This window comes from Methylomonas sp. LWB (assembly GCF_001856095.1).
Classification (GTDB): Bacteria; Pseudomonadota; Gammaproteobacteria; order Methylococcales; family Methylomonadaceae; genus Methylomonas; species Methylomonas koyamae_A.
In genome coordinates, this window is the sequence record NZ_MKMC01000034.1 from 248,827 (window position 1) to 271,943 (window position 23,117).

The 23,117-nt window shown below is 56.6% G+C and carries 23 protein-coding genes; 14 read left to right on the forward strand and 9 right to left on the reverse strand.

The annotated features are described in order from the left end of the window. Positions 1 to 10 precede the first annotated feature (10 nt). The 5 genes from BJL95_RS14965 to BJL95_RS14985 form a co-directional block, all read right to left on the reverse strand. Complete coding sequence (locus BJL95_RS14965; protein WP_064029200.1) at positions 11 to 484, reverse strand: HugZ family protein; 474 nt, start codon at positions 482 to 484, stop codon at positions 11 to 13. Beyond that, positions 481 to 1,056 (reverse strand): DNA-3-methyladenine glycosylase I, encoded by a 576-nt coding sequence (locus BJL95_RS14970; RefSeq protein ID WP_071159037.1) that lies wholly within the window; start codon positions 1,054 to 1,056, stop codon positions 481 to 483. The genes BJL95_RS14965 and BJL95_RS14970 overlap by 4 nt, the downstream gene beginning before the upstream one ends. Next, complete coding sequence (locus tag BJL95_RS14975) at positions 1,056 to 1,415, reverse strand: YajD family HNH nuclease (protein ID WP_064029196.1); 360 nt, start codon at positions 1,413 to 1,415, stop codon at positions 1,056 to 1,058. The genes BJL95_RS14970 and BJL95_RS14975 overlap by 1 nt, the downstream gene beginning before the upstream one ends. A gap of 15 nt (positions 1,416 to 1,430) precedes the next feature. After that, positions 1,431 to 2,444 carry a GTP 3',8-cyclase MoaA gene (gene moaA, locus BJL95_RS14980; RefSeq protein ID WP_071159039.1) on the reverse strand — a complete coding sequence of 338 codons (1,014 nt, stop codon included), beginning with the start codon at positions 2,442 to 2,444 and terminating at the stop codon, positions 1,431 to 1,433. A 118-nt stretch (positions 2,445 to 2,562) separates the two neighbouring features. Beyond that, positions 2,563 to 3,573 carry a hydrolase gene (locus BJL95_RS14985; RefSeq protein WP_071159041.1) on the reverse strand — a complete coding sequence of 337 codons (1,011 nt, stop codon included), beginning with the start codon at positions 3,571 to 3,573 and terminating at the stop codon, positions 2,563 to 2,565. Between the two features lie 279 nt (positions 3,574 to 3,852). Here BJL95_RS14985 and BJL95_RS14990 point away from each other — a divergent pair, with 279 nt between their 5' ends. Next, positions 3,853 to 4,920 carry a lytic transglycosylase domain-containing protein gene (locus tag BJL95_RS14990; RefSeq protein ID WP_071159043.1) on the forward strand — a complete coding sequence of 356 codons (1,068 nt, stop codon included), beginning with the start codon at positions 3,853 to 3,855 and terminating at the stop codon, positions 4,918 to 4,920. Positions 4,921 to 5,096: 176 nt separating this feature from the next. On the opposite strand, the gene BJL95_RS14995 is transcribed toward BJL95_RS14990, so the two are convergent. After that, complete coding sequence (locus BJL95_RS14995) at positions 5,097 to 6,440, reverse strand: MFS transporter (RefSeq protein WP_254786811.1); 1,344 nt, start codon at positions 6,438 to 6,440, stop codon at positions 5,097 to 5,099. A gap of 41 nt (positions 6,441 to 6,481) precedes the next feature. Continuing rightward, positions 6,482 to 7,789, reverse strand: coding sequence for a sodium:proton antiporter NhaD (gene nhaD, locus BJL95_RS15000; RefSeq protein WP_175463725.1), 1,308 nt, complete (start codon positions 7,787 to 7,789; stop codon positions 6,482 to 6,484). A 214-nt stretch (positions 7,790 to 8,003) separates the two neighbouring features. On the opposite strand from nhaD, the gene BJL95_RS15005 reads away from it, so the two are divergent. Both BJL95_RS15005 and BJL95_RS15010 read left to right on the forward strand, forming a co-directional pair. Beyond that, positions 8,004 to 9,656: a nitrite/sulfite reductase gene (locus BJL95_RS15005; RefSeq protein WP_071159047.1), complete on the forward strand. Its 1,653-nt coding sequence runs from the start codon at positions 8,004 to 8,006 to the stop codon at positions 9,654 to 9,656. Continuing rightward, positions 9,643 to 10,098 carry a DUF934 domain-containing protein gene (locus BJL95_RS15010; protein ID WP_071159049.1) on the forward strand — a complete coding sequence of 152 codons (456 nt, stop codon included), beginning with the start codon at positions 9,643 to 9,645 and terminating at the stop codon, positions 10,096 to 10,098. The genes BJL95_RS15005 and BJL95_RS15010 overlap by 14 nt, the downstream gene beginning before the upstream one ends. Positions 10,099 to 10,207: 109 nt before the next feature. On the opposite strand, the gene BJL95_RS15015 is transcribed toward BJL95_RS15010, so the two are convergent. Together BJL95_RS15015 and BJL95_RS15020 are read right to left on the reverse strand one after the other, a co-directional pair. Beyond that, on the reverse strand, positions 10,208 to 11,563 hold the full coding sequence (locus BJL95_RS15015; protein ID WP_071159051.1) for a S41 family peptidase: 1,356 nt from the start codon (positions 11,561 to 11,563) through the stop codon (positions 10,208 to 10,210). 39 nt (positions 11,564 to 11,602) lie between these two features. Continuing rightward, a complete protein-coding gene (locus BJL95_RS15020; protein WP_071159053.1) occupies positions 11,603 to 12,838 on the reverse strand; it encodes a murein hydrolase activator EnvC in 1,236 nt (411 codons plus the stop codon). A 393-nt stretch (positions 12,839 to 13,231) separates the two neighbouring features. Between BJL95_RS15020 and BJL95_RS15025 the strand changes: the two genes are divergently transcribed. From BJL95_RS15025 to mraY, 11 genes are all read left to right on the forward strand, one after another. Beyond that, positions 13,232 to 13,543, forward strand: coding sequence for a metalloregulator ArsR/SmtB family transcription factor (locus tag BJL95_RS15025; protein WP_064028508.1), 312 nt, complete (start codon positions 13,232 to 13,234; stop codon positions 13,541 to 13,543). 34 nt (positions 13,544 to 13,577) lie between these two features. Continuing rightward, a complete protein-coding gene (locus BJL95_RS15030) occupies positions 13,578 to 14,015 on the forward strand; it encodes a rhodanese-like domain-containing protein (RefSeq protein WP_064028506.1) in 438 nt (145 codons plus the stop codon). Positions 14,016 to 14,038: 23 nt separating this feature from the next. After that, on the forward strand, positions 14,039 to 14,512 hold the full coding sequence (secB, locus tag BJL95_RS15035) for a protein-export chaperone SecB (protein ID WP_064028504.1): 474 nt from the start codon (positions 14,039 to 14,041) through the stop codon (positions 14,510 to 14,512). Positions 14,513 to 14,521: 9 nt separating this feature from the next. Further along, positions 14,522 to 15,520, forward strand: a complete 999-nt coding sequence (locus BJL95_RS15040; protein WP_071159055.1) for an NAD(P)H-dependent glycerol-3-phosphate dehydrogenase — start codon at positions 14,522 to 14,524, stop codon at positions 15,518 to 15,520. A gap of 296 nt (positions 15,521 to 15,816) precedes the next feature. After that, positions 15,817 to 16,284 (forward strand): division/cell wall cluster transcriptional repressor MraZ, encoded by a 468-nt coding sequence (gene mraZ / locus BJL95_RS15045; protein ID WP_064028500.1) that lies wholly within the window; start codon positions 15,817 to 15,819, stop codon positions 16,282 to 16,284. A 5-nt stretch (positions 16,285 to 16,289) separates the two neighbouring features. Continuing rightward, the gene (gene rsmH, locus BJL95_RS15050) at positions 16,290 to 17,219 is read left to right on the forward strand and encodes a 16S rRNA (cytosine(1402)-N(4))-methyltransferase RsmH (protein ID WP_071159057.1); all 930 of its coding nucleotides are present in this window, start codon (positions 16,290 to 16,292) and stop codon (positions 17,217 to 17,219) included. Continuing rightward, on the forward strand, positions 17,219 to 17,491 hold the full coding sequence (ftsL, locus tag BJL95_RS15055; RefSeq protein WP_064028496.1) for a cell division protein FtsL: 273 nt from the start codon (positions 17,219 to 17,221) through the stop codon (positions 17,489 to 17,491). The genes rsmH and ftsL overlap by 1 nt, the downstream gene beginning before the upstream one ends. After that, entirely contained in the window at positions 17,492 to 19,216 is a 1,725-nt protein-coding gene (locus tag BJL95_RS15060; RefSeq protein ID WP_064028494.1) for a penicillin-binding protein 2, read from the forward strand. It abuts the gene before it with no gap. Next, entirely contained in the window at positions 19,213 to 20,673 is a 1,461-nt protein-coding gene (locus BJL95_RS15065; protein ID WP_071159059.1) for a UDP-N-acetylmuramoyl-L-alanyl-D-glutamate--2,6-diaminopimelate ligase, read from the forward strand. The genes BJL95_RS15060 and BJL95_RS15065 overlap by 4 nt, the downstream gene beginning before the upstream one ends. Beyond that, complete coding sequence (murF, locus tag BJL95_RS15070) at positions 20,670 to 22,034, forward strand: UDP-N-acetylmuramoyl-tripeptide--D-alanyl-D-alanine ligase (RefSeq protein WP_071159280.1); 1,365 nt, start codon at positions 20,670 to 20,672, stop codon at positions 22,032 to 22,034. Before BJL95_RS15065 ends, murF begins: the two co-directional genes overlap by 4 nt. Further along, positions 22,034 to 23,116: a phospho-N-acetylmuramoyl-pentapeptide-transferase gene (gene mraY, locus BJL95_RS15075; RefSeq protein WP_064028490.1), complete on the forward strand. Its 1,083-nt coding sequence runs from the start codon at positions 22,034 to 22,036 to the stop codon at positions 23,114 to 23,116. Before murF ends, mraY begins: the two co-directional genes overlap by 1 nt. The last annotated feature ends 1 nt before the right edge of the window (position 23,117 follow it).

A 23,117-nucleotide genomic window follows, 5' to 3' on the forward strand; every position in this document is an offset into this window, starting at 1 on the left:
TCGAAAGCCTCTAATCAGCGGATTCGCCGAAACGGCGGGTATCCAAATCGTAAGCCTGGCCAAAGCCGGCGATATACCGGCCGTGGATAGGGGTCAGCGCCAGCAACCGAAAATCGGGCAAGCTTCGCAGCAATGCCACGGTCGCGCCCAAGCGTTGCTGCATCGAATCCAGCACGCTGCCGTATTCACCGCTATCGGCCTCGACTTCCGCGACCCGACACTCGAAACTGGCCCGGCGCCGAGCAAAGGGATTCGCGGCGTCCGCTTCCGGTTCGATCAGCAGAACGCCGGCCCGACGATGCGTCAGCAGGTTACCGGTATGACTGGCCAAGGCGCTAACGAAAATGTGGAACGCGCCGCGATCGAACAGAAACGGCGCGTAACTGGCTTCAGCGTGATGTTGTTCGGAGCGGGTCGCCAGCATCAAGCTATCCAGACGCGCGATTAAGGCCAGGCATTCGGCGTCCGGTTGCGGTGAATTCATTGAAGGGCGGGCGAAAGTTGCGGGTGGCGAAAGCAATCGACGGTGTGGTCGTTGACCATGCCGACCGCCTGCATATAAGCATAGCAGATGGTTTTGCCGACGAATTTAAAGCCGCGCTTTTGCAGATCCTTGCTCATTCGCGCCGATGCTTCAGTGTAGGCCGGAATCTCGGCGTGAGCGCGCCACCGATTTTGCACGGTTTGACCATCGACGAAATCCCAAATGTAGCGGTCGAAACTGCCATAGGCTTGCTTAACCTCCAAGAAGGCGTTGGCGTTGGCGACGGCGGCCTGGATTTTCAGGCGGTTGCGGACGATGCCGGGATTTTGCAACAGGCTGTCGATTTTGCCCTGATCGTAGGCGGCGATTTTCAGCGGATCGAAGTCGTCGAAGGCGCTACGATAAGCCGGCCGCTTGTCCAGTATCGTTCGCCAGCTCAAGCCGGCCTGGGCGCCTTCCAGAATCAAGAACTCGAACAGCCGCCGGTCGTCGTGCAGCGGCACGCCCCATTCGTGGTCGTGGTAATGCTCTTCGTTGGCGCTGGCCAGCGCCCAGACGCATTTGCCGGCCATCAGTCTTTGTTCATCAGCTTTTTCAGATCCGCGAAGGGGTTGAAGGTAGCGGTCGGCGACTTGCCGTCCGAGCTGCCCTTGCTACCGTAGCGCACTTGCTCCTCATAGCGTTGATGCTCGTTGTCGTGGCAATACAAGCACAGCAATTCCCAGTTGCTGCCGTCCGGCGGATTATGGTCGTGATCGTGGTTGACGTGATGCACCGTCAATTCGCGCAAGTTCTTGTGGTCGAATTCGCGAGCGCAGCGGCCGCAAATCCACGGAAACAATTTCAGCGCTTGCTCGCGGTAGCCTTTTTCGCGCTCTTCCTTGTAACGCCGGGCCTCGGCGATGATGTGATAGGCTTTGTTGTCCGACATGTCGATACTCCTGGGTCAGCCGCCGGTCGCGCTCATGTGCCGCAGAATGACCGGCTGTTCATGGATGTTGAATTCGTGCTTTTCCGGCTTGATGCGCATCGCCGCGACGATAGCCTGTTGCAAGACCGCCAAATCGCCCGGATGCTCGCGGACCACCGCCTTCAAATCGACCGAATGTTCGTTGCCCAGACACAGTAATAGCCTGCCTTCGGCGGTCAGGCGCACCCGATTGCAAGCGGCGCAGAAATTGGCGCTAAGCGGCGAGATAAAGCCCACCCGACTGGTACTGCCGGCCACCCGAAAATACGCCGACGGGCCGCCGGTCGAGTCGGCGATGGCTTCGAGTTTGAAGCGCGGCCGTAAGTCGGCGCGGATCGCCTCGCTGGGATAATAACTGTCGCCGCGCCGGTGTTGATCGACTTTGCCCAACGGCATTTCCTCGATAAAACTGATGTCCAGACCGCGATCGACCGCGAATTGCACCAGATCGCCGACTTCCGCGTGGTTGCGATCCTTCATGACGACCGCATTCAGCTTGATGCGCTCGAAACCCGCCGAGCTGGCGGCCTCGATGCCGGCCAGCACTTGGCCAAGTTCGCCGGTACGGGTCAAGGCTTTGAATTTGACCGGGTCGAGGGTGTCCAGGCTGATGTTGATGCGTTTCACGCCGGCGGCACGCAAGTCGCCGGCCATATCGGCCAGATGCGAGCCATTGCTGGTCAAGACCAATTCGTTAAGGCCGGATATGGCGCCGATGTTGCGTAATAAATCCAACGCACCGTTACGCACCAGCGGTTCGCCGCCGGTGACCCTAATCTTGTTGACGCCAAGGCCGACGAAGGCTTCGCAGATGAATTGGATTTCTTCCAGACTGAGAATTTGCTTGCGCGGCAGAAACGTCATGTCTTCAGCCATGCAGTACACGCAACGAAAGTCGCAACGGTCGGTAATCGATACCCGAAGGTAATTGACGACCCGCCCGAAGCGGTCTGTCAGTTGGAAGGGTCTAATCGCTTGTACGGAGCCCATCGAAATTGTCCGGGAAAAGAGGCGAAAATTCTACCACAGACTCGCTCGGCGGCCAGTTACGGCGGCCAAGCTCGGCTGTAAGTGCGGCGATAGACCTTGGTGGACGGGATGGGTTCAGTTATCCACCGGTTTCGCGGCGACTTTCCGGTAAGTGCGCGAGCAGAAAATCGCCGATTCGTTGCTCCAGCCAAAATACCGGCCGCCACGGCAAACGGCCGCCTACGAAGCCGACGTGGCCGCCGCCGCCACAAACCTGCAACGTCACGCCGGACGCCAACTCGGCGGCGGCCGGTAGCACCGCCGGCGTCATGAACGGGTCGTCCTCGGCCTGCAGAATCAAGGTTGGAACCTCGATTCGTCCCAGAAATTGGCGCGAACTGGAGCGTCGGTAGTAATCGTGCGCGTCGCTGAAACCGTGCAGCCGCGCCACCACCCGGTCGTCGTATTCCCAAAACGAACGGATCGGCGCCAGATCGCCCAAGTCGTCGAGCAAGCCGGCTTGTTCGATACGGCCCAGGCGGTGCAGATGGCGGCGCTTGGCGACGATGTATTGTTTTAGCTCGCGCAATAGATAATCGCGATAGATTCTGGATAGGCCGCTATCCAAGCGGTCGGCGCACAAATTCAGCATCAACGGCACGGACACCGCGACGGCGCCGAACAGCTCAATCGAATCGTGTCGTTCTCCCAGCCATTTCAACAATACGTTGCCGCCCAGCGAAAACCCGACGGCCGCCAACGCGGTGTCCGGCAGGCGCCGACGCAACGTGCGGTAGAGAAAATCCACATCCTCGGTGTCGCCGGAATGATAGCAGCGCGCCAGCCGATTCATCTCGCCGCCGCAACCGCGAAAATTCAGGGCTACGCTGCCGATGCCGAGTTGATGGAGTCGCCGCTGCACGCCGACGATATAACCCGAACGGCTACTGCCGGCTAGGCCGTGCAGCAAGATCGCCAGTGTGGGTTGCCGGTCGTAGAGCCAATCCAAATCGACGAAATCGCCGTCCGGCGACTCCAATCGCTCGCGCCGCAAGTCAATCGGTGCCACGACGCGGCGCAGCAAGGCTGGATAGATAGTTTGCAAATGGCGGTTGTTCAGCCACCAAGCTGGGCGGAATTCGTTGGACATTGACTACCGCGGCATTTCAGGCGAACCGCGAAACGGTTCGGAGGCGTCCCGAGAATCGCCAACCGAGCGGCCAAGAACCCAATCGGGACCAAGCCGCTCAACCGAGGCCGTCAGTTTGGAATGTAAGAACATCATTGAAACAGTCTTGCGGCAATCGGCCGATTCGCCGCCCGGTCGGCCTGGTGTTACCATGATCTCGTCTCAAGCTGGTTGCGTTGACCGACGAGCATAGACGATTTACCGGCCACAATGCCAGAACCCGCACCCGATTCGCTCACGATGTCCAGACCCGTTGCCGTTAAGCCCAAGAAACTCGCCGCGCCGGCTCGCAAACCGAAGCCTGCGGGGCCATCCGCTCGCAAACCTCGGCGTAAACCGCCGCCGGCCCCGCCATCCGACTGGCGTTTGCTGGCGGCCGAGGCCGTCGGCTTGGGCTTGGCCGCCGTGTTGGCGACGATGGTGGTGCTGGGCTATTCAGCGAGCTGGTTATCCGGCTCGGGATTTTTTAGCAGCTTGCTACCGTTTGCCGGCGGCGTCGTGGCGTTGATCGTGACAGCGGCCTTGTTGTTGGTCGGCTGGTACCAATTGCGCGTGCCATTGGCGCGGCGGTTGGCGCGGCTGCCGGCCGGCCTGGCGCTGAGCCTGGCGCTGGGGATGCTGTGGTTTGTGTTTCACGACGGCTATACCCCGGTATTCGGCCACTTTCGCACGTTGGTTGGCGGCAAGTCCGAGGCTGAGCGAGTGACGCTGGCTCACCAGGTTTACGCCGCTTACCGTCGCCACGAAATCGGCGGCCTGCAAAAACTGCTGCAACGCGCCGACGCCTACCGTTCGGCGATCCACGAAGCCGCCGACGCCATCGGCGTCGACGAGCACCTGTTGCTGGGGGTGGCCGCCACCGAATCGTCATTTTTACCGCGCGATAGTCATGACGGCGGTAAAGGCTTGTTTCAGATTACCGCCGTCCCCCAGTTCATCACCCGTCGAGCCGCCGATTTACTCGATGTGACGGAGCCGCAAGTGAACGATCCGCGCCATAACGCTTATTTGGCGGCGGCCACGTTAAAGCACTATCTGGAGGAAATGCGCGGCGATTTATTTCTGGGTTTGCTCGCATACAACATCGGTCCGCGCAACGGCGGTTTGCGCTTCATCATGCAGCAATACGGCGCGACCGATTTCGTGACGATGCAACCCTATCTGCAAACCTTGCCGCGCGATTATCCGATCCGGGTTTTGTCCTACGCCCTGGCTTTCAAACTGTGGCAGCGGGACGGCAAATTGTTGGCCTACGAAGAAGGCGATAATGCGGTCAAAATCCAGCAGCTTGGCATACCGGGGTTTTGATCGCGAGGGGCTCAAACGCGAGCCTCGCGAAGTCGGCGGGAATGGGTCAGCGGAAACTCCGCGGATTTGAAGATCTACGATATTCGAATTTCTCGGGTTGCCAATAACCGCTCATTGGCCGATCTTGGACCTGGGTTAGGCAAGTTAGCTTGTATCGCCTGTCGCCATATCCGCTGTTATTTGTCCGGGCTGGCCGTCGGCAAGCGCATCAGCACAAGCACCAACACTACCCCAGGCAGGCCGATCACGGCTGAATACACGAAAAAAGCATGGTAACCGAACTGCGCGACCACTTCGCCGGAAATACTGCCGATCAATTTGGCCGGCAAGGTCATCAACGAGCTGAACAATGCGTATTGGGTGGCGGTGTAGGCCGTATTGGTCAGACTGGACAGATAGGCGATGAAAGCCGCCGAGGCAATGCCGCCGCTAAGATTGTCGGCGCTGATTACGCCGGCCAATAAGCGGGTATCCGGCTCTACAACCGCCAATGCGGCGAACAGCAAATTGGTGGCGGCTACAATCACGGCCCCGAGCAACAGAGGTCGCATGATGCCGAACTTCATCACCAGAACCCCGCCCAGCGAAGTACCGAGGATGGTCATGAAAAAGCCAAAAATTTTGCTGACGTCGGCAATATCCTTTTTACTGAAACCCAGTTCCAGATAAAAGGGGTTTGCCATCACGCCCATCGCGATGTCGCTCATCTTGTAAACCGCGATCAGCAGCAATATCAGCAACCCGGTTCTGCCGTTTCGCCGGAAAAACTCAACAAACGGGCTGAGCACCGCATCCGACAACCACCCCGCCAATCGCTTGAGCGGCGAAGACAAATCGGCGACACCCAGCGCCGATTCAAGCGATGCTTCCAACAGCCGCTCTTCAGCCGCTTGCTTGTGAGACGGCTCTTTAACCAGCAGCGTCGTGATAATGCCCAACAACATCGACGCGGCCATGACTTGGTAAGCCAATCGCCAACTGGCGAATTCGGCGATATAAAAAACACCGGCTCCGGCGGCCAATAACGACAAGCGATATCCAAACACATACATGGCGGCCATCGCGCCTTGAAAGCGGACAGCGGCCGCCTCGATTCGATAGGCATCGATGGCGATATCCTGGGTCGCCGAGCAAAAAGCCACCAATACGGCCAGCAATGCGACATCCGCCAAGTGACCTACCACATCCGCGCCGCTGATCGCCCATAGGCCGGCCGCGATGCCGAGTTGCGCGCTCAGTATCCAACTACGCCGCCGCCCTAGCCAGGAATCCAAAAGTGGTAGCGGCAAACGATCGACCACCGGCGCCCACACCACTTTGACGGAATAAGCGACGCCGACCAAGCTGAAGTAGCCGATGACCGACAAATCGACATGTTCGTCGGCCAACCAAGCGGAAAGTGTCGTGGAAATCAACGAAAAAGGCAGGCCGGCCGAAAAACCCAGAAAGATCATCGCCGCGACCCTCGGCCGGGTATAAACAAAAAAAGCGCTGTGCCAACTACCAGAAGTATTTGACACGCGCTTTCCTTGGTTTACAACGACAATCCGACCGACGGCGCTTAGCCGTTGATCAGATAATGGGTCAAAATACTAGCCGCATAGCCGGCGGCGATAACCGGCGTCCATTTCAAGTGACTGAAGAAGGTGTACTTATGATTGGACTGCCCCATCAGCGCCACACCCGCGGCCGATCCGACCGAAAACAGCGAACCGCCGACGCCAGCCGTCAATGTCACCAACAACCATTGGTACAAGTCCATGTCCAGATTCATGTTCAGCACCGCGAACATCACCGGAATGTTATCGACGACGGCGGATATCACACCGACCAGGATGTTGGCGGTGGTTTGGCCCAAGCCGTCGTACATCGCGGCAGACAGCAACTCCAGATAACCGATGTAACCCAGACCGCCGACAGCGAAAACCACGCCGAAGAAAAACAGCAACGTATCCCACTCAGCTTCTTTTACCCGATCAAAGACATCGAGACGCACTTCATCAGCCGCGGAGAAACGAACCTTTACGTAATAAATGAATAGCATCAGGATGGACAAACCCGCCATCATGCCCATGAACGGCGGCAAATGCAGAAACTGTTTGAAGCTAACCGCCAAACCGATGGTAACGCCAAACAAACCGCACACCACCCAACCACCGGGCTTCAATTCAACTGCGGCCTCGTTGGTTGCTTCAGGCTGTCCGCTTGGAACCGCTTGCGCCATGAAAAACGCCGGCACCACGAAATTCACGACCGAAGGAATGAACAACTTGAAGAAGTCGAAAAATTCGGCATAACCGGCTTGCCAAACCATCAGGGTCGTAATGTCGCCGAATGGGCAAAACGCGCCGCCGGCATTCGCGGCAATCACCAAATTGACGAAACCGACAGAGACGAATTTTTCGTTATCCGCGCCGACCGCCATGACCACGGCGCCGACCAGCAAGGCAGACGTCAGGTTGTCGGCTACCGAGGACAGGAAAAAGGTGATGATGCCGGTGATCCAGAACAGCTGTTTGTAGCCGAACTGCTTTCTGATCAACCAGGATCGTAACGCTTCGAAGACGTTGCGCTCGGCCATGGTATTGATATACGTCATCGCCACCAGCAGGAACAGCATCAATTCGGCATATTCCTTGAGGTCGTGCTCGAATGCGCTGTGCAGCTCTTCGCCGGATACGCCGGCGTCGTGAGCCAAAATCGCCACGTGCGCCCAAATGACCGCCGCCGCGAATATGACCGGTTTCGATTTGCGCAAATGAGTAAATTCCTCGGCCATCACGAAACCGTATGCAACCAGGAAAATCAGAACGGTATAGACGCCCCGCTCGGTTCCGGTCAGCCCCAGATTCTTAAATTCTTCGGCCATGGCGAGTTCCGGTAGGAACAACAAACCGGCCAAAATCAACAATGCGCGCAACAAGATAGCCCCCTTATCCTCTATTATGTTCTAGTCGTTATCAAAAGCGGAAAAATCTAACCGGGCATGGTACCACCATACAATATTCTTTGTCATTTAATCCCAGCGAGTATAATATTCAATTACCTATCAAATTAGTCAGTAAAGCGATCCGCCCACCTAAATGTATCAATACAATCAAAGAGATCAAACACTTATCGAAGAGCGAGTCCGGCAGTTCCGCGGGCAGACCGAGCGATTTTTGAACGGAGAATTGGACCCCGATCAGTTCCGCGCGCTACGCCTAATGAACGGCCTTTATATCCAAACGCACGCGCCAATGTTGCGCGTCGCGGTGCCTTACGGATTACTGTCGTCTCGACAATTACGCAAACTTGCGTCGGTGGCGCGCGACTACGATCGCGGCTATTGCCATTTTACGACACGCCAAAACGTTCAATACAACTGGCCGGAACTTTCCCGAGTACCCGATTTACTCGCAGAGCTCGCGACCGTGCAAATGCATGCGATTCAAACCAGCGGCAACTGCCTGCGCAACACCACCTCGGATCATTTGGCAGGCATATGCCGGGACGAGATAGAAGATCCGCGCCCTTATTGCGAACTTATTCGGCAATGGACAACCTTGCACCCCGAGTTCGCCTATTTACCGCGTAAATTCAAGATCGCGGTCAGCGGCGCGGGCCATGATCGCGCAGCCGTGCAATTCCACGATATCGGGGTCTACCTGATAAAAAATGAGCAGGGTGAAACCGGCTTTAGAATTTTGGCGGGTGGCGGCTTGGGCAGAACGCCGATTATCGGTCAAACCGTCAAAGGCTTTCTGGAGAAAAAGCATTTGCTGTCCTACCTGGAAGCCATTGTGCGGATTTACAACTTGTTTGGTCGGCGCGACAACAAATACAAGGCCCGCATCAAGATCCTGGTCAAGGAAACCGGATTGGAAAAATTTACGGCGATGGTCGAGGAGGAATGGCTCAGAATCCGCGATTCCTTGGTGCTCGGCGACGAGCGTATCGAGGAAATCAAGGCGCAATTCGCGCCACCACCCTACCGCGACTTTACCGGCGACGATACCGGCTTTTCGGCGAAACAAGCCGAGGACGGCCGTTTTGCGAAGTGGGTGAAGCACAATACCGTCGAGCACAAAATCCCGGGCTATCGCGGGGTTTACGTGTCGTTGAAAGCGCCGGATTCGCCACCCGGCGACATTACCTCGGAACAACTGGACGCACTGGCCGAGCTTGCCGATCGCTACAGCTTCGGTGAAATCAGAAGCACGCACCGGCAAAATCTGGTGCTGGCCGATGTCGAGCAAGCCAGTCTGTACCAACTCTGGCGGCAATTGGACGCGCTTAAGCTAGCCACGCCGAATATCGGCACCGTCACCGATATGATCTGCTGCCCAGGACTGGACTTTTGCTCGCTGGCCAACGCCGGATCGATCGGCGTGGCCAAGGAAATCAACGAAGCCCTGGATGATATCGATTACATCCACGACGTCGGCGACCTGAAGATCAATATGTCCGGCTGCATGAACGGCTGCGCCCATCAAAGCGTCGGCCACATCGGCATTCTAGGCGTCGACAAGCATGGCGAAGAGTGGTACCAAATCACGCTCGGCGGCTCGTCGGAAAATGACGCGGCGATCGGCGAACGCCTGGGTCCGGCAATCGCCAAAGCCCAAATTACGGCCGCGATCACAACGATACTCGATGTCTACTTGCAACTGCGTCAGGAAAACGAAGCTTTTCTGCAAACCGTCTACCGCGTTGGCCTAGAACCATTCAAAGCAAAAGTTTATGCAAATCATTAAAGACCGTACATTAACCACGGACGCCTGGCGGTTTCTCGCTGACGATGCCGAGATCCCCGGCGATAGCGACGTCACCGTGACTCTTCAACGCTGGCTGAATGATAAAGCCGTCCTTTCCGGCCGGACAGGTCAAACCGGCGTGCGCATCGAGCCCGATGACAATATCGGCGACCTCGCCGGCGACCTACCCAATTTTTCGCTGATCGAGGTGGATTTCCCAACCTTCACGGACGGCCGAGGCTTTTCCCTGGTCCGGTTGTTGCGCGATAAATACGGGTACAGGAGCGAAATCAGGGCTGTCGGCCAATTTTCGGCGGATCAGGTTTTTTACCTTTCCCGCGTGGGCGTGGACACTTTCGCGCTAGCGGATGAAGCGCAAGCCCAAGTCGCCTTGGCAGCGTTTAACGATTTTAGCGTTACCTATCAACCCTCGGCTCGTTGAAGCCACCCACACTACTACTCGGGGCGGACGTTTAAACGCCGCGCCGTAAACAAACAAAAACCCGGCGACCTCTCGGCCAGCCGGGTTTTTTATGCGACTACGCAGCCGCCTACTTCTTGATGATGGCGATGCCTTTCAGCAAATTCAGCGCCTCATGCAACGGATAGTCACGCACTTCGGTTTCAGTGTCGCTACCGTCTTTTTGCAATACGTCCTTGGCGTCTTCCTTATCGTCCTCGTCCGCTTTTTTATCCGGTTTCGCATTCCCGTTGGTCAAATGGTGGGTCAAATCAGCCTCCTTGATCGACTCCAATTTGGCCTTATCCAACGCCTCCAGCTTGAAGCGGGCCAGCGTGACGTCGGGTTCGATACCTTCCGCCTGGATGGACCGACCCGAAGGCGTGAAGTAACGGGCCGTTGTCAGCTTCACCGCCGCGCCATTGCTGGTAGGCAATATGGTTTGCACGGAACCCTTGCCGAACGATTTTTCGCCCATGATGATCGCGCGCTTATGGTCTTGCAGCGCTCCTGCAACAATTTCGGATGCCGAAGCCGAGCCGCCGTTAATTAGCACGACGATGGGCGCGCCGTTAATAACGTCATCCGGCGTCGCATTAAAACGCATTTCAGAATTCTTGATTCGGCCTTCGGTATAGACGATCAGACCGGATTCTATAAAGGCATCGCTGACATCGACCGCGGCGTTCAACACGCCGCCGGGGTTATTGCGCAAATCCAACACCAAGCCTTTCAGCGGGCCTTCGTTTTCTTTCTTCAATTCGTCCAGTGCGTCCAGCAAGCCTTGGCCGGTGCCCGATTGAAAACTGCTGATCCGCAAGTAGCCGTAGTTTTTCTCCAGCAAACGGTTTTTGACGCTTTTAACCTTGATAATGTCGCGGGTCAGCGTAAATTTCAACGGCGCTTCCTCGCCTTCGCGGATGACCGTTAGCACGATGTCGGTGCCCGGTTCGCCGCGCATCACTTTCACGGCATCCGCCAACGTCATTCCCTTGACCGGCTTGTCATCCAAGCGAACGATCAAATCGCCCGCCTTGATGCCGGCCTTTTGAGCCGGCGTATCGTCGATCGGCGAAACCACTTTGACAAATCCGTTCTCCATCCCGACCTCGATGCCCAGCCCACCGAATTGACCGGTCGTGCCCTCTTGCAGCTCTTTATATTCCTCGCTGGCCAGATAAGCCGAATGCGGATCGAGGCCGGACAACATGCCGCGAATCGCATCCTCCAGTAACTTTTTATCGGATACCGGTTCGACGTAATCCTGTTTAATCCGCCCAAAAATCTCGGTAAAGGTTCTCAACTCGTCGAACGGCAACGATTGCAGGTCGTCGGCCTTGGCCGCCGCCGGCGCGGGCTTTTCCGCCCAAACGCTGCTGCACAGGCTAATCGCCGAACCTAAGATAAAGCCGACCAGTAAAATTAAAAGATTTCTGTTATTTAACATTTGTATTAAAGCTCCAACGACCTGATTCCTGTAAATAGATTAACCCTTGGCTGGCTTCCGGCACCACTGTGCTGGGTCGACTGGCCGGCCTTGCTTCCTGATCCCAAAATACAACGCCGCCTGAGAACGTCCGCCGCTGCGCCCAACCGAAGCCAAGACTTCGCCGGATTTGACATGATCGCCAACACTCTTGTGCAAACTTTGGTTGAACGCGTACAAGCTTAAATAACCGTGCCCGTGATCGATGATGATCATCAATCCGTAACCGCGCAGCCAATCGGCATAAACAACCCGGCCGGCGGTAATTGCCCGAATTTCGGCGCCTTCGGGCGCACTGATTACCACGCCATCCCAGCTGGTTTCGTACCGACGTGACCCGAAATGCTCGACGACCGCGCCTTGCACCGGCCAAGGCAACCGACCTTGCAACTCCGGGAAGGGTTGACGCCCCGCCTCCGGTTCCTTGACGGAGCGAATCTGCTCCGGCGGTTTTCCAGGCTGTTTGAGTGGGCTTGATGCCGGAGGTTCCGGCGCCGGCGGGGCAACTCTCTCGGCATTATCATCAGTTTTTTGCAACGATGCCACCAACGCCTGTAATTTTTTCTCGTCGCCGATTAAACGATCCAATAAATGCCGCTTTTCGGCGTGTTCTTTTTCCAGGCTCGCCAATAATTGCTCGCGCTGGACTTTCAGCATCCGCATGGACTCGGCCTCCTCCTGTTTCTTCTCGAGCGAGACTCGCAGCAGTTGGGATTCGGTGTCGTTTCGCGCTTCTAACTGCCCGAGAATCCGGCTATCCTCCGCGATCGCGTGCAGTTTCTGTAAGCGCGCCTTGCCGATATAATCCGAATACACCCGCATCCGCCCAGACAGAGCCGGGTCACGCTGGTTCAGCACGACTTGTAAGCCTTTACTGTCTCCGCCCATCGCGTAGACCGCACGGATCAATCCCGCCAATCCTTTTTCCTGATTACGCAGATCTCTTTGAGTGTCGGCGAGTTTGGTTCGTATCTCTTGCAGCGATTGTTCATGCGCCTTGATCTCCACGCGAATGGTGCGTAACGCATTGGCAGCCTCGCCATATTGCCGTTCCAGTGTTTGCAGTTGATCTAGCAATCGACTTTTTTCCGCTTCCAGCTCGCGTACGTCGCCGCCGACGTGTTGAATCTTGTCATGAATCTCGGCCAAATCTCGGCTATCGGTATTCTCGGCACAAACCGGAATTGCCAGGCTCAATCCTGCCAGAAGAATCGACAAACGCAGGCAAACACGCATGGTTCAGGCCATAACCCGAAAAAGATAGGACGCTCGCATCAAAACGGGCACGCTCGGCATATGTTCCCGAATATTAGGCGCCATCCTTGCCCCTTGCCGTCCTACCGGAAGCCAAAATCCCCGCGGTTTTACACTTCACCATTCATGGACCATTTATCTATAAGGAAAAATCGCGCCGCCATTTACCGGATTTGCACGAAGACTATATTTTGGCAGCCATGAGCCAAGGTATTGAATTCGAAGGCTCACTCTGTTAGATTTGCACGCCTTTGACTGCTGCGGTTTCTGGCGATAGGCCAAAGGCTTGTGCTTCGGCATTATACAGCACAGAGATGGTGTCATCGCTTGAAAGCACCTGACTCGCCGCCCAATTCTTAGCTCATTTCGGGATCAATGGAAGAAATAGACCACAGCAATTCCTACGACGACCAGGACATCAGTCGCGCCGCCTGCTGCTTGAAAGCGATGTCTCACCCGTTACGCCTCAAAATTCTTTGCGTGTTGGGCAGCAACTCAATTAGCGTCCAGGATATTGTGGAGCAGGTCGGCACTAGCCAGAGCAACATTTCCCAGCATTTGGCCATTTTGCGGGACAAAGGCATCCTTGATTACAAAAAGGAAGCAAACCGCGTTTACTATTTTATCGACGACGAACGCGTAATACACCTGATCCAAATGATGCGCAGCGTGTTTTGCAGCACTTGAATTTTAGTTTCCGAAACCTCAATAGAATTTAACGATGGACCAATATATCGAATTTGCCACCAACCACTATTTGCTTGCCTTTTCGCTGGTCTGCGTCATTTTTTTGCTGATCCAGGATTTGATTTCCAACTCGTTCAATAAATTCGAAAGCATCTCCCCGCTGATTGCGGTGACCAAGATGGACAATACCAACAGCGTGGTGGTGGATGTCCGGGAGTTGAACGAATTCGGCAAAAGCCACATCGAGAACGCCATTAACATCCCATTAGGCAAACTGGAGGAGAAGCTGGCCTCGCTGGAAAAACACAAACAACACCCGGTAATCGTCACCTGCCAAACCGGCGCGCGTTCGGCGGCGGCATGCAAGACGCTGACCAAGGCGGGTTTCGAACAAGTATTTAACATGACCGGCGGAATGCAATCCTGGGAAGACTATAAACTGCCGGTCAAAATCAGCAAAACTCAATCCTAACCCACAACACCGAAGGGAAACTCATGGCCGAAATCAACGCCCAGACCGACAAGCAGTTCGTCATTCAAAAGATTTATACCAAGGACATTTCTTTTGAAACCCCCAACGCGCCGAAAATCTTTACCCAAAAATGGGAACCCACGCTGGACTTGAACCTGGGCACCCATGTCAACGCGATAGACACCTCGGTTTACGAAGTGTCGCTGACCTTGACGGTTACCGTCAAAGTGGGCGAGGCCACCGCATTTTTAGTTGAAGTCAATCAGTCGGGCATTTTCATGATCGCCGGATTCACCGATCAGGAAATGGGGCCGATGCTAGGCAGCTTCTGTCCCAACATTTTGTTCCCTTACGCTCGAGAAGTCATTTCCGACTTGGTCAGCAAGGGCGGCTTCCCACAATTGATTCTGGCTCCGGTCAATTTCGACGCGCTGTATATGCAGCAATTACAACAAGCTCAAGCTCAGCAAGCTCCTGAAGATAAAACCTTAAACTAAGCTGTTTTAATGCCGCCCGCGATCAGCATATTCGGTGCCGGTTCATGGGGAACGGCTCTGGCGATTCAAGCCGCCAGAAACGGCAGCGCTACCATGCTGTGGGCTCACAATCCACGGCATGTGGCCGACCTAAATACCGATCGGCAAAACCGGCGCTATCTGCCGGACAAACCGTTTCCGGCCAACCTGGCCGTCACCAGCAATCTGAAACAGGCGGTTGAATTCAGCGACATTTTGCTGATATCGGTTCCCAGTCACGCGTTCCGGGACACTTTGACCGCAATCAAACCGATGCTAGACGAGTCGCCGAAAATTGCCTGGGCGACTAAAGGCTTTGACGGCGCGGAAGGTGCGTTACTCAGCGATGTTGCCGCCGACGTTCTGGGGCATGGCGCGGCGACGGCGGTACTATCGGGCCCAACCTTCGCTCGGGAAGTCGCCGACGACCTACCCACCGCGCTCACCGTTGCATCGATTTCCGAACCTTTCGCGGCCGAACTGGCCGGAATTCTCCACAATCAACGCTTTAGAGTTTATACCAGTACCGACATCGTCGGCGTGCAAGTCGGCGGCGCGTGTAAAAATGTCCTGGCGATAGCGGCCGGCATTGCCGACGGCTTGGGTTTTGGAGCGAACACGCGCTCCGCGTTGATTACCCGCGGCCTTAGCGAAATTATCCGCCTCGGCATTCGCTTGGGCGGCCAGCCGGATACCTTCATGGGTTTGGCCGGTCTGGGCGATTTAATTCTAACTTGCACCGACGACCAGTCGCGCAATCGCCGCTTCGGATTAGCCTTGGGACAGGGTAAGAGCCAAAGTCAGGCGCTGGCCGACATTAATCAGGCCGTGGAAGGTATCTCCGCCGCGCGCCTGACCCAGACTCTCGCACAAAAACATCTCGTCGAAATGCCCATCACCGAGCAGGTTTACAACGTATTGTTCAATCAGCTCGCTCCGCTACAAGCCGTTCAAAATCTGCTGGGTCGTAATCCGAAGTCGGAATATTGACCTGTCGCACCGACCTCCCGGTCATCAATACGCAATTCATTTTAAAAACAGGGGCATTACGCCCCACGGATTGTGCGTTGCCTAACAAATTCCCGTTAAGGTTTTGATAAAAATCGAGTTTCACTCGTTTCCCTGGATTTCGGGGTTTTTCCCAGCCAATCCTGTCTAAGTCATTGTAGAAAAAGAAAGAATTTAATCTAAATGCCTCTTGACTAACCCACCGTTGAAAACTATAGTGGTACAAAAGTGCTATAAAGTGGTTTAAAAGGGAATTTTTTGGAAATTTGAGGCGTATCTTGTTTCGAGGCATTAGTTCAATCAGTTTGGATGCGAAAGGGCGCGTTGCGATTCCTACTCGGTACCGGGAGGAGTTACAAGAGTGCTGTGACCGCCAAATGGTTGTGACTGTCGCCGTCGACGACAAATGCATAGGCGAGCCGGGCTGCCTGTGGCTGTACCCGCTTCCCGAGTGGGAAAAACTCGAACAAACCATCAGCAAGCTGCCGACACTTAACAAGATGGCCGGCAAATTGCGCCGATTTGTGATTGGCAACGCTTCCGAATGTGAAATGGATACTCAGGGCCGCTTGTTGCTGCCGGAAAAGCTCAGAGAGTTTGCCGGCATGGAGAAACATATTGTTTTGGTCGGTCAACTGAACAAGTTCGAGATCTGGAACGACGAAGCCTGGAAGGCCAAGGAACAGGAGTGGATGGACGGCAACGACACCGAGGGCCTTGAAGAACTCGGCTCCTTGTCGTTCTGACCGGGATGTCCGGCCACCAGACTGTTTTATACGAAGAAGCCCTGCGGGAACTCCGGATAAAACCTAACGGCGTCTACCTGGACTGCACCTTCGGGAGAGGCGGCCACAGCCGCGGTATCTTGACCCGGCTTGGCGAATCCGGCCGACTATTGGCCACGGACCGCGATTACGATGCGATTGTTAGCGCGACCGCCGACGAACTGAAAGCGGATCCGCGCTTCAGCCTTCATCACGCTTGCTTCTCGGAGCTGGCTACCGTGGCGGAGCAATCGGGCTGTCACGGCAAATTGGACGGCATCTTGATGGATTTGGGCGTTTCTTCGCCGCAACTGGATAAGGCCGAACGCGGTTTCAGTTTTCTCCGCGACGGCCCGTTGGACATGCGCATGGACTCGCAACGCGGCCCGACGGCCGCCGAATATCTGGCCAAGGTAGAAGAATCGGAACTGGCAAGAATTTTTTTCGAATACGGCGAAGAACGCTATTCGCGCAGAATAGCCAAGGCCATTGTCACCCAGCGGCAATCGCACCCGCTGACGACGACAGCGCAATTGGCCAAACTAATCGAAGACAACGTGCCGTTCCGAGACAAACACAAACACCCGGCCACACGCTGTTTCCAGGCCATCAGGATAGAAATCAATCAGGAATTGGAACAGTTACGCACCGCCCTGCGGCTGGCGTTGGAGGCGTTGGCGCCTGAGGGGCGATTAGTCGTGATTTCGTTTCATTCGCTGGAAGACCGCATTGTGAAGAACTTTATCCGCGACGAGGCCGGCGCGAAGCACGACCCAGGCAAATTACCGGTCCGGGAGCGCGATATTGAGCAAGGCCGACTGCGCAAAATCGGCAAGGCGATCCGCGCCCAGGACGACGAATTGCAAGCCAACGCCCGCGCGCGTAGTGCGGTAATGCGCGTGGCGGAGAAACGCTGATGGCTATCGCTCGAAATATTTTCCTGACGGCGTTAGTGGCGATGTTGCTGATCTCGGCGATAGCAGTGATCTACAGCAAGTACGAATCGCGACTGTTATTCATGGAAATTCAGAAAAAGGAAAAGGAACTTGACGATTACGAAGTGGAATGGGGTCGCTTGCAACTGGAATTGACCACCTTGACCGAGGAAAACCGAGTGGAGATCGCGGCCCGGCAAAGGCTGATGTTGACGTTGCCAGCGCAGGACAAAATCATCTACATAAAACCGTAAATGCGTATTACCACGGGGGCGGTCGGGTTGCCGCAAAGTTCAGATTTTGTGATTCGACGCCGCATGTTGTTGACGTTGATGCTGGTGGCGATGTCGGCCTTGATCGGTCGTGCCGTGTATTTGCAGGTGCTGGACAAGGAGTTCCTGCAAGACAAGGGCGACATGCAGCACATCGACATCGTACCGGTGCCGGCCTATCGCGGCCAAATTCAGGATCGAAACGGCGAACCGCTGGCGATCAGCACGCCGGTGCAATCGATCTGGGTCAATCCGCGACAATTGAAAGACGCCGAACAGGACAAGCTGACGCCGATGGCGAAAATCCTCGGCTATCCGGAAAAGGAATTACGGGCGCAGTTAAAAAAAGAGAAAGACGCCAACAAACGCTTTTTGTATCTCCGCCGGCAGATCAATCCGGATGTGGCTGAAAAAGTCAAGGAACTCGATATTACCGGCGTGTATTTCGAGCGCGAGTTCAAGCGCTATTATCCGGCCGGCGCGGTTTCGGGGCATTTGTTGGGATTCACCAACATTGACGATGTCGGCCAGGAAGGCATGGAGCACGGCTACGAACATATCTTGCGCGGCCAGCCCGGCAAAAAACGGGTGATTAAGGATGGCAAGGGCCAAATTATCAAGGATGTCGAAAATATCGAAGAAGCGGTACCCGGCCGGGATTTGGTCCTGACCATAGACGAGCGCATCCAGTATCTGGCATATCGGGAATTGCAAAACGCCATGCTTCAAAACAAGGCGCATTCGGCCTCGCTGGTCGTGTTGGACGCCAAAAACGGCGACGTGCTGGCCACGGTCAGCCAACCGGCGTTCAACCCGAACAACCGTAAGGAACTGAGCAGCAACCGTTATCGCAACCGGGCGATGGTAGACAGTTTCGAGCCCGGCTCGACGGTCAAGCCTTTCGTCGTCGCGGCGGCTTTGGACGGCGGCTATATCAGCCCGAACGTGATGATAGAAACCCACGGTGCCTATCACCTGGGCCGCAACGTCGTCAAGGACGTGCATAACTACGGCACATTGGATTTGACGCATGTATTGCAAAAATCCAGCAATATCGCGGTCACCCAAATCGCGATGACGATGCCGCCGGAATATTTTTGGGGAATTTACAGCAAACTCGGCTTCGGCACCTCGGCCGGCGTCGGTTTTCCGGGCGAAGCCAGCGGCACGCTATTGGATTATCAGAATTGGCATGAATTCGACCAGGCGACGCTGTCGTTCGGTTACGGCGTTTCGACCTCGGTATTGCAATTGGCCCGCGCCTATACCGCGCTGGCCGACGACGGCGTGCTGCATTCGGTCACCTTGTTGAAGCGCGACGAGGACCCGGACGCCCAACGCGTATTCAAACCGGAAACCGCCCGCCGAGTTCGGGACATGCTGGAACACGTGATCAGCAAGGAAGGCACCGCCTACCAGGCTCGCGTCGAAGGTTACCGCGTTGCCGGCAAGACCGGCACCGTCAAAAAAGCGATGGCCGGCGGCTATACCGAAGACAAATACCTGTCGGTGTTCGTCGGCATGGCGCCGGCCAGCAACCCGCGCTTCATCATCGCGATCGTCGTCGACGAGCCGACCAGCGGCCAGTATTACGGCGGTTTGGTCGCCGCCCCGGCGTTTTCGCGGGTGATGGCCGGCGCATTGCGGGTTTACGGGGTCGAACCGGACGGCGTCGACACCATGCATTTACTGTTGAGCAAACGATGAAATTGACCGAGCTACTTTCAGGCTACGCCACCGCCACCGACGATATCGACATCGCCGGTCTGGCCTTGGACAGCCGGCAAGTTCGCCCCGGCGACGCCTTCATCGCGCTGAACGGCTCGAACCAACACGGACTGACTCATGCCGGCCAAGCGCTGATTAACGGTGCTATTGCCATCGTTTACGACCCGGCCGGCCGGCCGGAACAAGCGGCCGTTACGCCCGGAATAACCGCCGTCGCGGTCGCCGGATTGAGCGAGAGCCTGGGCGACATCGCCGCACGGTTTTACCAAAAGCCGTCCGACCGCTTGACGGTCATCGGCGTGACCGGCACCAACGGCAAGACCACTTGCAGCCAACTGATCGCCCAAGCGCTCGAAGCTTGCGGTGTGATCGGCACGTTGGGCTGGGGCGAGGTCGATAATTTGCAGCCGACCGCCAACACCACGCCGGACGCATTGGCGGTGCAACAAATGTTGGCCGAACTGCTGCGGCGGAACAAACGCGCGGTGGCAATGGAAGTCTCATCGCACGGACTGGAACAGGGCCGAGTCAACGGCATGACATTCGCCGGCGCGGTGTTTACCAATTTAAGCCGCGACCACTTGGATTACCACGGCACGATGGCCGACTACCTGCAAGCCAAGTTGAAGTTGTTCGGATGGCCGACGCTGCAATTCGCGGTAGTCAACCTCGACGACGCCTGCAGCGCCGAAGTTTTGGCGAGCATCGCGCCGAGCGCTACGCACTGGACTTACAGCAAATCCGGCAAAACCCTGGCGGACGCACATGGCGTGGTCGCGGAAAACATCGAGTACCACGCCTACGGCATCGCATTCGACGCGGTGTACCAAAAGCAACGCCTACGCGCCGTGACCGGCATCGCCGGCGATTTTAACTTGGAAAACCTGTTGGCGGTGTTGTGCGTATTGCTGGCGACCGGCCATGAGTTTGCAAGCGCGGTCGCCAAACTGGCCGATTTACGCGCGATTGCCGGCCGCATGGAACGCTTCGGCGGCCAGGATAAGCCGACGGTATTCGTCGATTACGCGCACAGCCCCGACGCCTTGGAAAAAGTCTTGCGCGCGGTCAAGGGCGCTCGCCGACTGAAAGTCGTGTTCGGCTGCGGCGGCGATCGCGACAAGGGTAAACGGCCGCAAATGGGGCGTATCGCCGAAACCTGGGCGGATCAGGTCATCGTTACCGACGACAACCCGCGCCACGAAGCTTCGGCCGACATTATCAAAGATATTTTAAGCGGCTGCGAAAGCCAAAAAATTACCGTAATCAACGACAGAGCCACCGCCATCGTCACCACCATACAACAAGCCCAAGCCGACGACTGCATCGTCGTGGCCGGCAAAGGCCACGAAGACTACCAGGACATCGCCGGCGTCAAATGGCCGTTCAGCGACCAGGCCGTGGTTCGCCAAGCGCTGGCCGAATGGAGGGCGCCGTGAACCTAAACCTGATAGACATCGCGGCGGCCGTGGCCGGCAGCTTGACCGGACCGGATCGAACGATCAGCGGCGTCGGCATCGACACCCGTACCTTACAGCCCGGCGATTTATATATCGCGATCAAGGGTCGCCAGTTCGACGGTCACGATTTCACCGCCAATGCGGAAGCGGCCGGCGCGGCGGCGTTGCTGGTCGAGCGCCCGGTCGAATCGAGCCTGCCGCAAATCGTCGTCGCCGACAGCCATTTGGCGTTGGCCGAGTTGGCCGGCCACTGGCGCCGGCAATTACCGGTGCGGGTAGCCGGCGTCACCGGCAGCAACGGCAAAACCACGGTCAAGGAAATGCTCGCCGCCATCTTCGCCACCCAAGGCGAAACACTGGCCACTCAGGGCAATTTGAACAACGACATCGGCGTGCCGCTGACCTTGTTGAAATTACGTGAATCCCACCGCTACGCCGTCATCGAAATGGGCGCCAACCACCCCGGCGAAATTGCCTACACCAGCCGGCGTGCCCAGGCCGACGTCAGCGTCATCACCAACGTCGGCCCCGCCCATATCGAAGGTTTCGGCGATACCGACGGCGTGGCCAGAACCAAGGGTGAAATCGTCGAGAATCTAGGCGCGGCGGGCATCGCGGTTTTAAATCGCGATGACGCCTACTACGACTACTGGCTGAGCTTGGCCGGCCAGCGCAAGACTGTGTCGTTCGGCTTGACGCCAGCCGCCGATATTCGCGCCGAACGGATCGAAACCGCGTTGGACCCGGCAGGCTTCGACACCCATTTCGACCTGATCACCGGCGCCGAGCGCCTGACCATCCACCTAAAGCTGGCCGGCGCCCATAACGTCAAAAACGCGCTGGCCGCTTCCGCCGTGGCCCTGCAATTCGGCATTCCGCTTGCCGACATTCGGCGCGGCCTGGAACAACTGCGGTCCGTGACCGGCCGCATGCAGGCCTTGCAAGGAAAGCTGGGCAATATCGTCATCGACGACACTTACAACGCCAATCCAGCCTCGTTGAAAGCCGCACTAGACGCGGTACCTGTCCGGCAGCGGCCGCTATGGCTGGCGCTGGGCGCTTTCGGCGAACTGGGGCCGGAAAGCCCGCGACTCCACCGCGAGATGGGCGAATTAATCAAAGCCGCGGGCGTGACGCGCCTGTTCGCGACCGGCGAACTGACTCGCCATACCGTCGCCGCGTTCGGCGCCGGCGGCGATTATTTCGACACACAACAACAATTAATCGACGCGCTGACGACCGCGCTGGCCGGTTCCGAAACCGTATTGGTGAAAGGTTCTCGGGCCCAGAAGATGGAAAACGTCGCGGCGGCGCTCACCCACCCCTTTAGAGCAGCCTAATGTTACTTTTACTCGCAGACTACCTCAGCAGTTTGGACAGCGGTTTCCGGGTCTTACACTATCTGACCTTCCGCGCGATTTTGGGCGTGTTGACCGCGTTGGCGATGTCGTTTTTGATCGGTCCGGCGATGATCGAAAGACTGACTCGCCGCAAAATCGGCCAAAGCGTGCGCGACGACGGTCCGCAAAGCCATTTGTCCAAATCCGGCACGCCGACGATGGGCGGCACGATGATCTTGTTTTCGGTGGCGATCAGCACCTTGCTGTGCGCCGACCTAAACAACCGTTACGTCTGGGTAGTATTGGTGGTGACCTTGGCGCACGGCGTGATCGGCTTCATCGACGATTATAAAAAAGTGCTGCTCGGCAACAGCGACGGCTTGTCCGCCAGGGCCAAGTATTTCTGGCAATCTGTGGTCGCGCTGGCGGCCGGCATTTATTTGTACAACACGGCGCAAGTCCCCGCCGAAACCCAATTCATCGTACCGTTTTTCAAACACGTCACGCTGGACATGGGGTGGAGTTACGTGGTGCTGACTTATTTCGTCATCGTCGGCTCCAGCAATGCCGTCAATTTAACCGACGGCCTGGACGGCCTGGCCATCATGCCGACCGTGATGATCGCCGCCGCGCTGGCGATCTTCGCCTATTTGTCCGGCCACGCCAATTTCGCTCAATATCTGCAAATCCCGCACATTCCCCGCTCCGGCGAATTGGTGGTGTTTTGCGCGGCGCTGATCGGCTCGGGCCTGGGCTTTTTATGGTTTAACGCCTATCCGGCCATGGTCTTCATGGGCGATGTCGGCGCGCTGGCCCTGGGTGCCGCGCTGGGCATCGTCGCGGTCTTGGTGCGTCAGGAAATCGTGCTGGTCATCATGGGCGGCATCTTCGTCGTCGAAACCGTGTCGGTCATCATCCAGGTTGCCTCCTATAAAACCCGCAAGAAACGGGTATTCCTGATGGCACCCATTCATCACCATTACGAACTGAAAGGCTGGCCGGAACCCCGCATCATCGTCCGCTTTTGGATCGTATCGGTCATCCTGGTGCTGATCGGCCTGGCCACCCTGAAACTGAGATAAG

What these genes read in the sequence shown, in the direction of transcription:
- nhaD (WP_175463725.1), bottom strand. Translation starts at nt 7,789, where the DNA reads ATGGCCGAAGAATTTAAGAATCTGGGGCTGACCGGAACCGAGCGGGGC.
- BJL95_RS14985 (WP_071159041.1), bottom strand. Translation starts at nt 3,573, where the DNA reads ATGTCCAACGAATTCCGCCCAGCTTGGTGGCTGAACAACCGCCATTTG.
- BJL95_RS14970 (WP_071159037.1), bottom strand. Translation starts at nt 1,056, where the DNA reads ATGGCCGGCAAATGCGTCTGGGCGCTGGCCAGCGCCAACGAAGAGCAT.
- BJL95_RS15015 (WP_071159051.1), bottom strand. Translation starts at nt 11,563, where the DNA reads ATGTTAAATAACAGAAATCTTTTAATTTTACTGGTCGGCTTTATCTTA.
- BJL95_RS14990 (WP_071159043.1), top strand. Translation starts at nt 3,853, where the DNA reads ATGTCCAGACCCGTTGCCGTTAAGCCCAAGAAACTCGCCGCGCCGGCT.
- BJL95_RS15040 (WP_071159055.1), top strand. Translation starts at nt 14,522, where the DNA reads ATGCCGCCCGCGATCAGCATATTCGGTGCCGGTTCATGGGGAACGGCT.
- BJL95_RS15025 (WP_064028508.1), top strand. Translation starts at nt 13,232, where the DNA reads ATGGAAGAAATAGACCACAGCAATTCCTACGACGACCAGGACATCAGT.
- BJL95_RS15030 (WP_064028506.1), top strand. Translation starts at nt 13,578, where the DNA reads ATGGACCAATATATCGAATTTGCCACCAACCACTATTTGCTTGCCTTT.
- BJL95_RS14965 (WP_064029200.1), bottom strand. Translation starts at nt 484, where the DNA reads ATGAATTCACCGCAACCGGACGCCGAATGCCTGGCCTTAATCGCGCGT.
- BJL95_RS15010 (WP_071159049.1), top strand. Translation starts at nt 9,643, where the DNA reads ATGCAAATCATTAAAGACCGTACATTAACCACGGACGCCTGGCGGTTT.
- BJL95_RS14975 (WP_064029196.1), bottom strand. Translation starts at nt 1,415, where the DNA reads ATGTCGGACAACAAAGCCTATCACATCATCGCCGAGGCCCGGCGTTAC.
- BJL95_RS15065 (WP_071159059.1), top strand. Translation starts at nt 19,213, where the DNA reads ATGAAATTGACCGAGCTACTTTCAGGCTACGCCACCGCCACCGACGAT.
- BJL95_RS15005 (WP_071159047.1), top strand. Translation starts at nt 8,004, where the DNA reads ATGTATCAATACAATCAAAGAGATCAAACACTTATCGAAGAGCGAGTC.
- BJL95_RS15060 (WP_064028494.1), top strand. Translation starts at nt 17,492, where the DNA reads ATGCGTATTACCACGGGGGCGGTCGGGTTGCCGCAAAGTTCAGATTTT.
- secB (WP_064028504.1), top strand. Translation starts at nt 14,039, where the DNA reads ATGGCCGAAATCAACGCCCAGACCGACAAGCAGTTCGTCATTCAAAAG.
- moaA (WP_071159039.1), bottom strand. Translation starts at nt 2,444, where the DNA reads ATGGGCTCCGTACAAGCGATTAGACCCTTCCAACTGACAGACCGCTTC.
- ftsL (WP_064028496.1), top strand. Translation starts at nt 17,219, where the DNA reads ATGGCTATCGCTCGAAATATTTTCCTGACGGCGTTAGTGGCGATGTTG.
- rsmH (WP_071159057.1), top strand. Translation starts at nt 16,290, where the DNA reads ATGTCCGGCCACCAGACTGTTTTATACGAAGAAGCCCTGCGGGAACTC.
- BJL95_RS15020 (WP_071159053.1), bottom strand. Translation starts at nt 12,838, where the DNA reads ATGCGTGTTTGCCTGCGTTTGTCGATTCTTCTGGCAGGATTGAGCCTG.
- mraY (WP_064028490.1), top strand. Translation starts at nt 22,034, where the DNA reads ATGTTACTTTTACTCGCAGACTACCTCAGCAGTTTGGACAGCGGTTTC.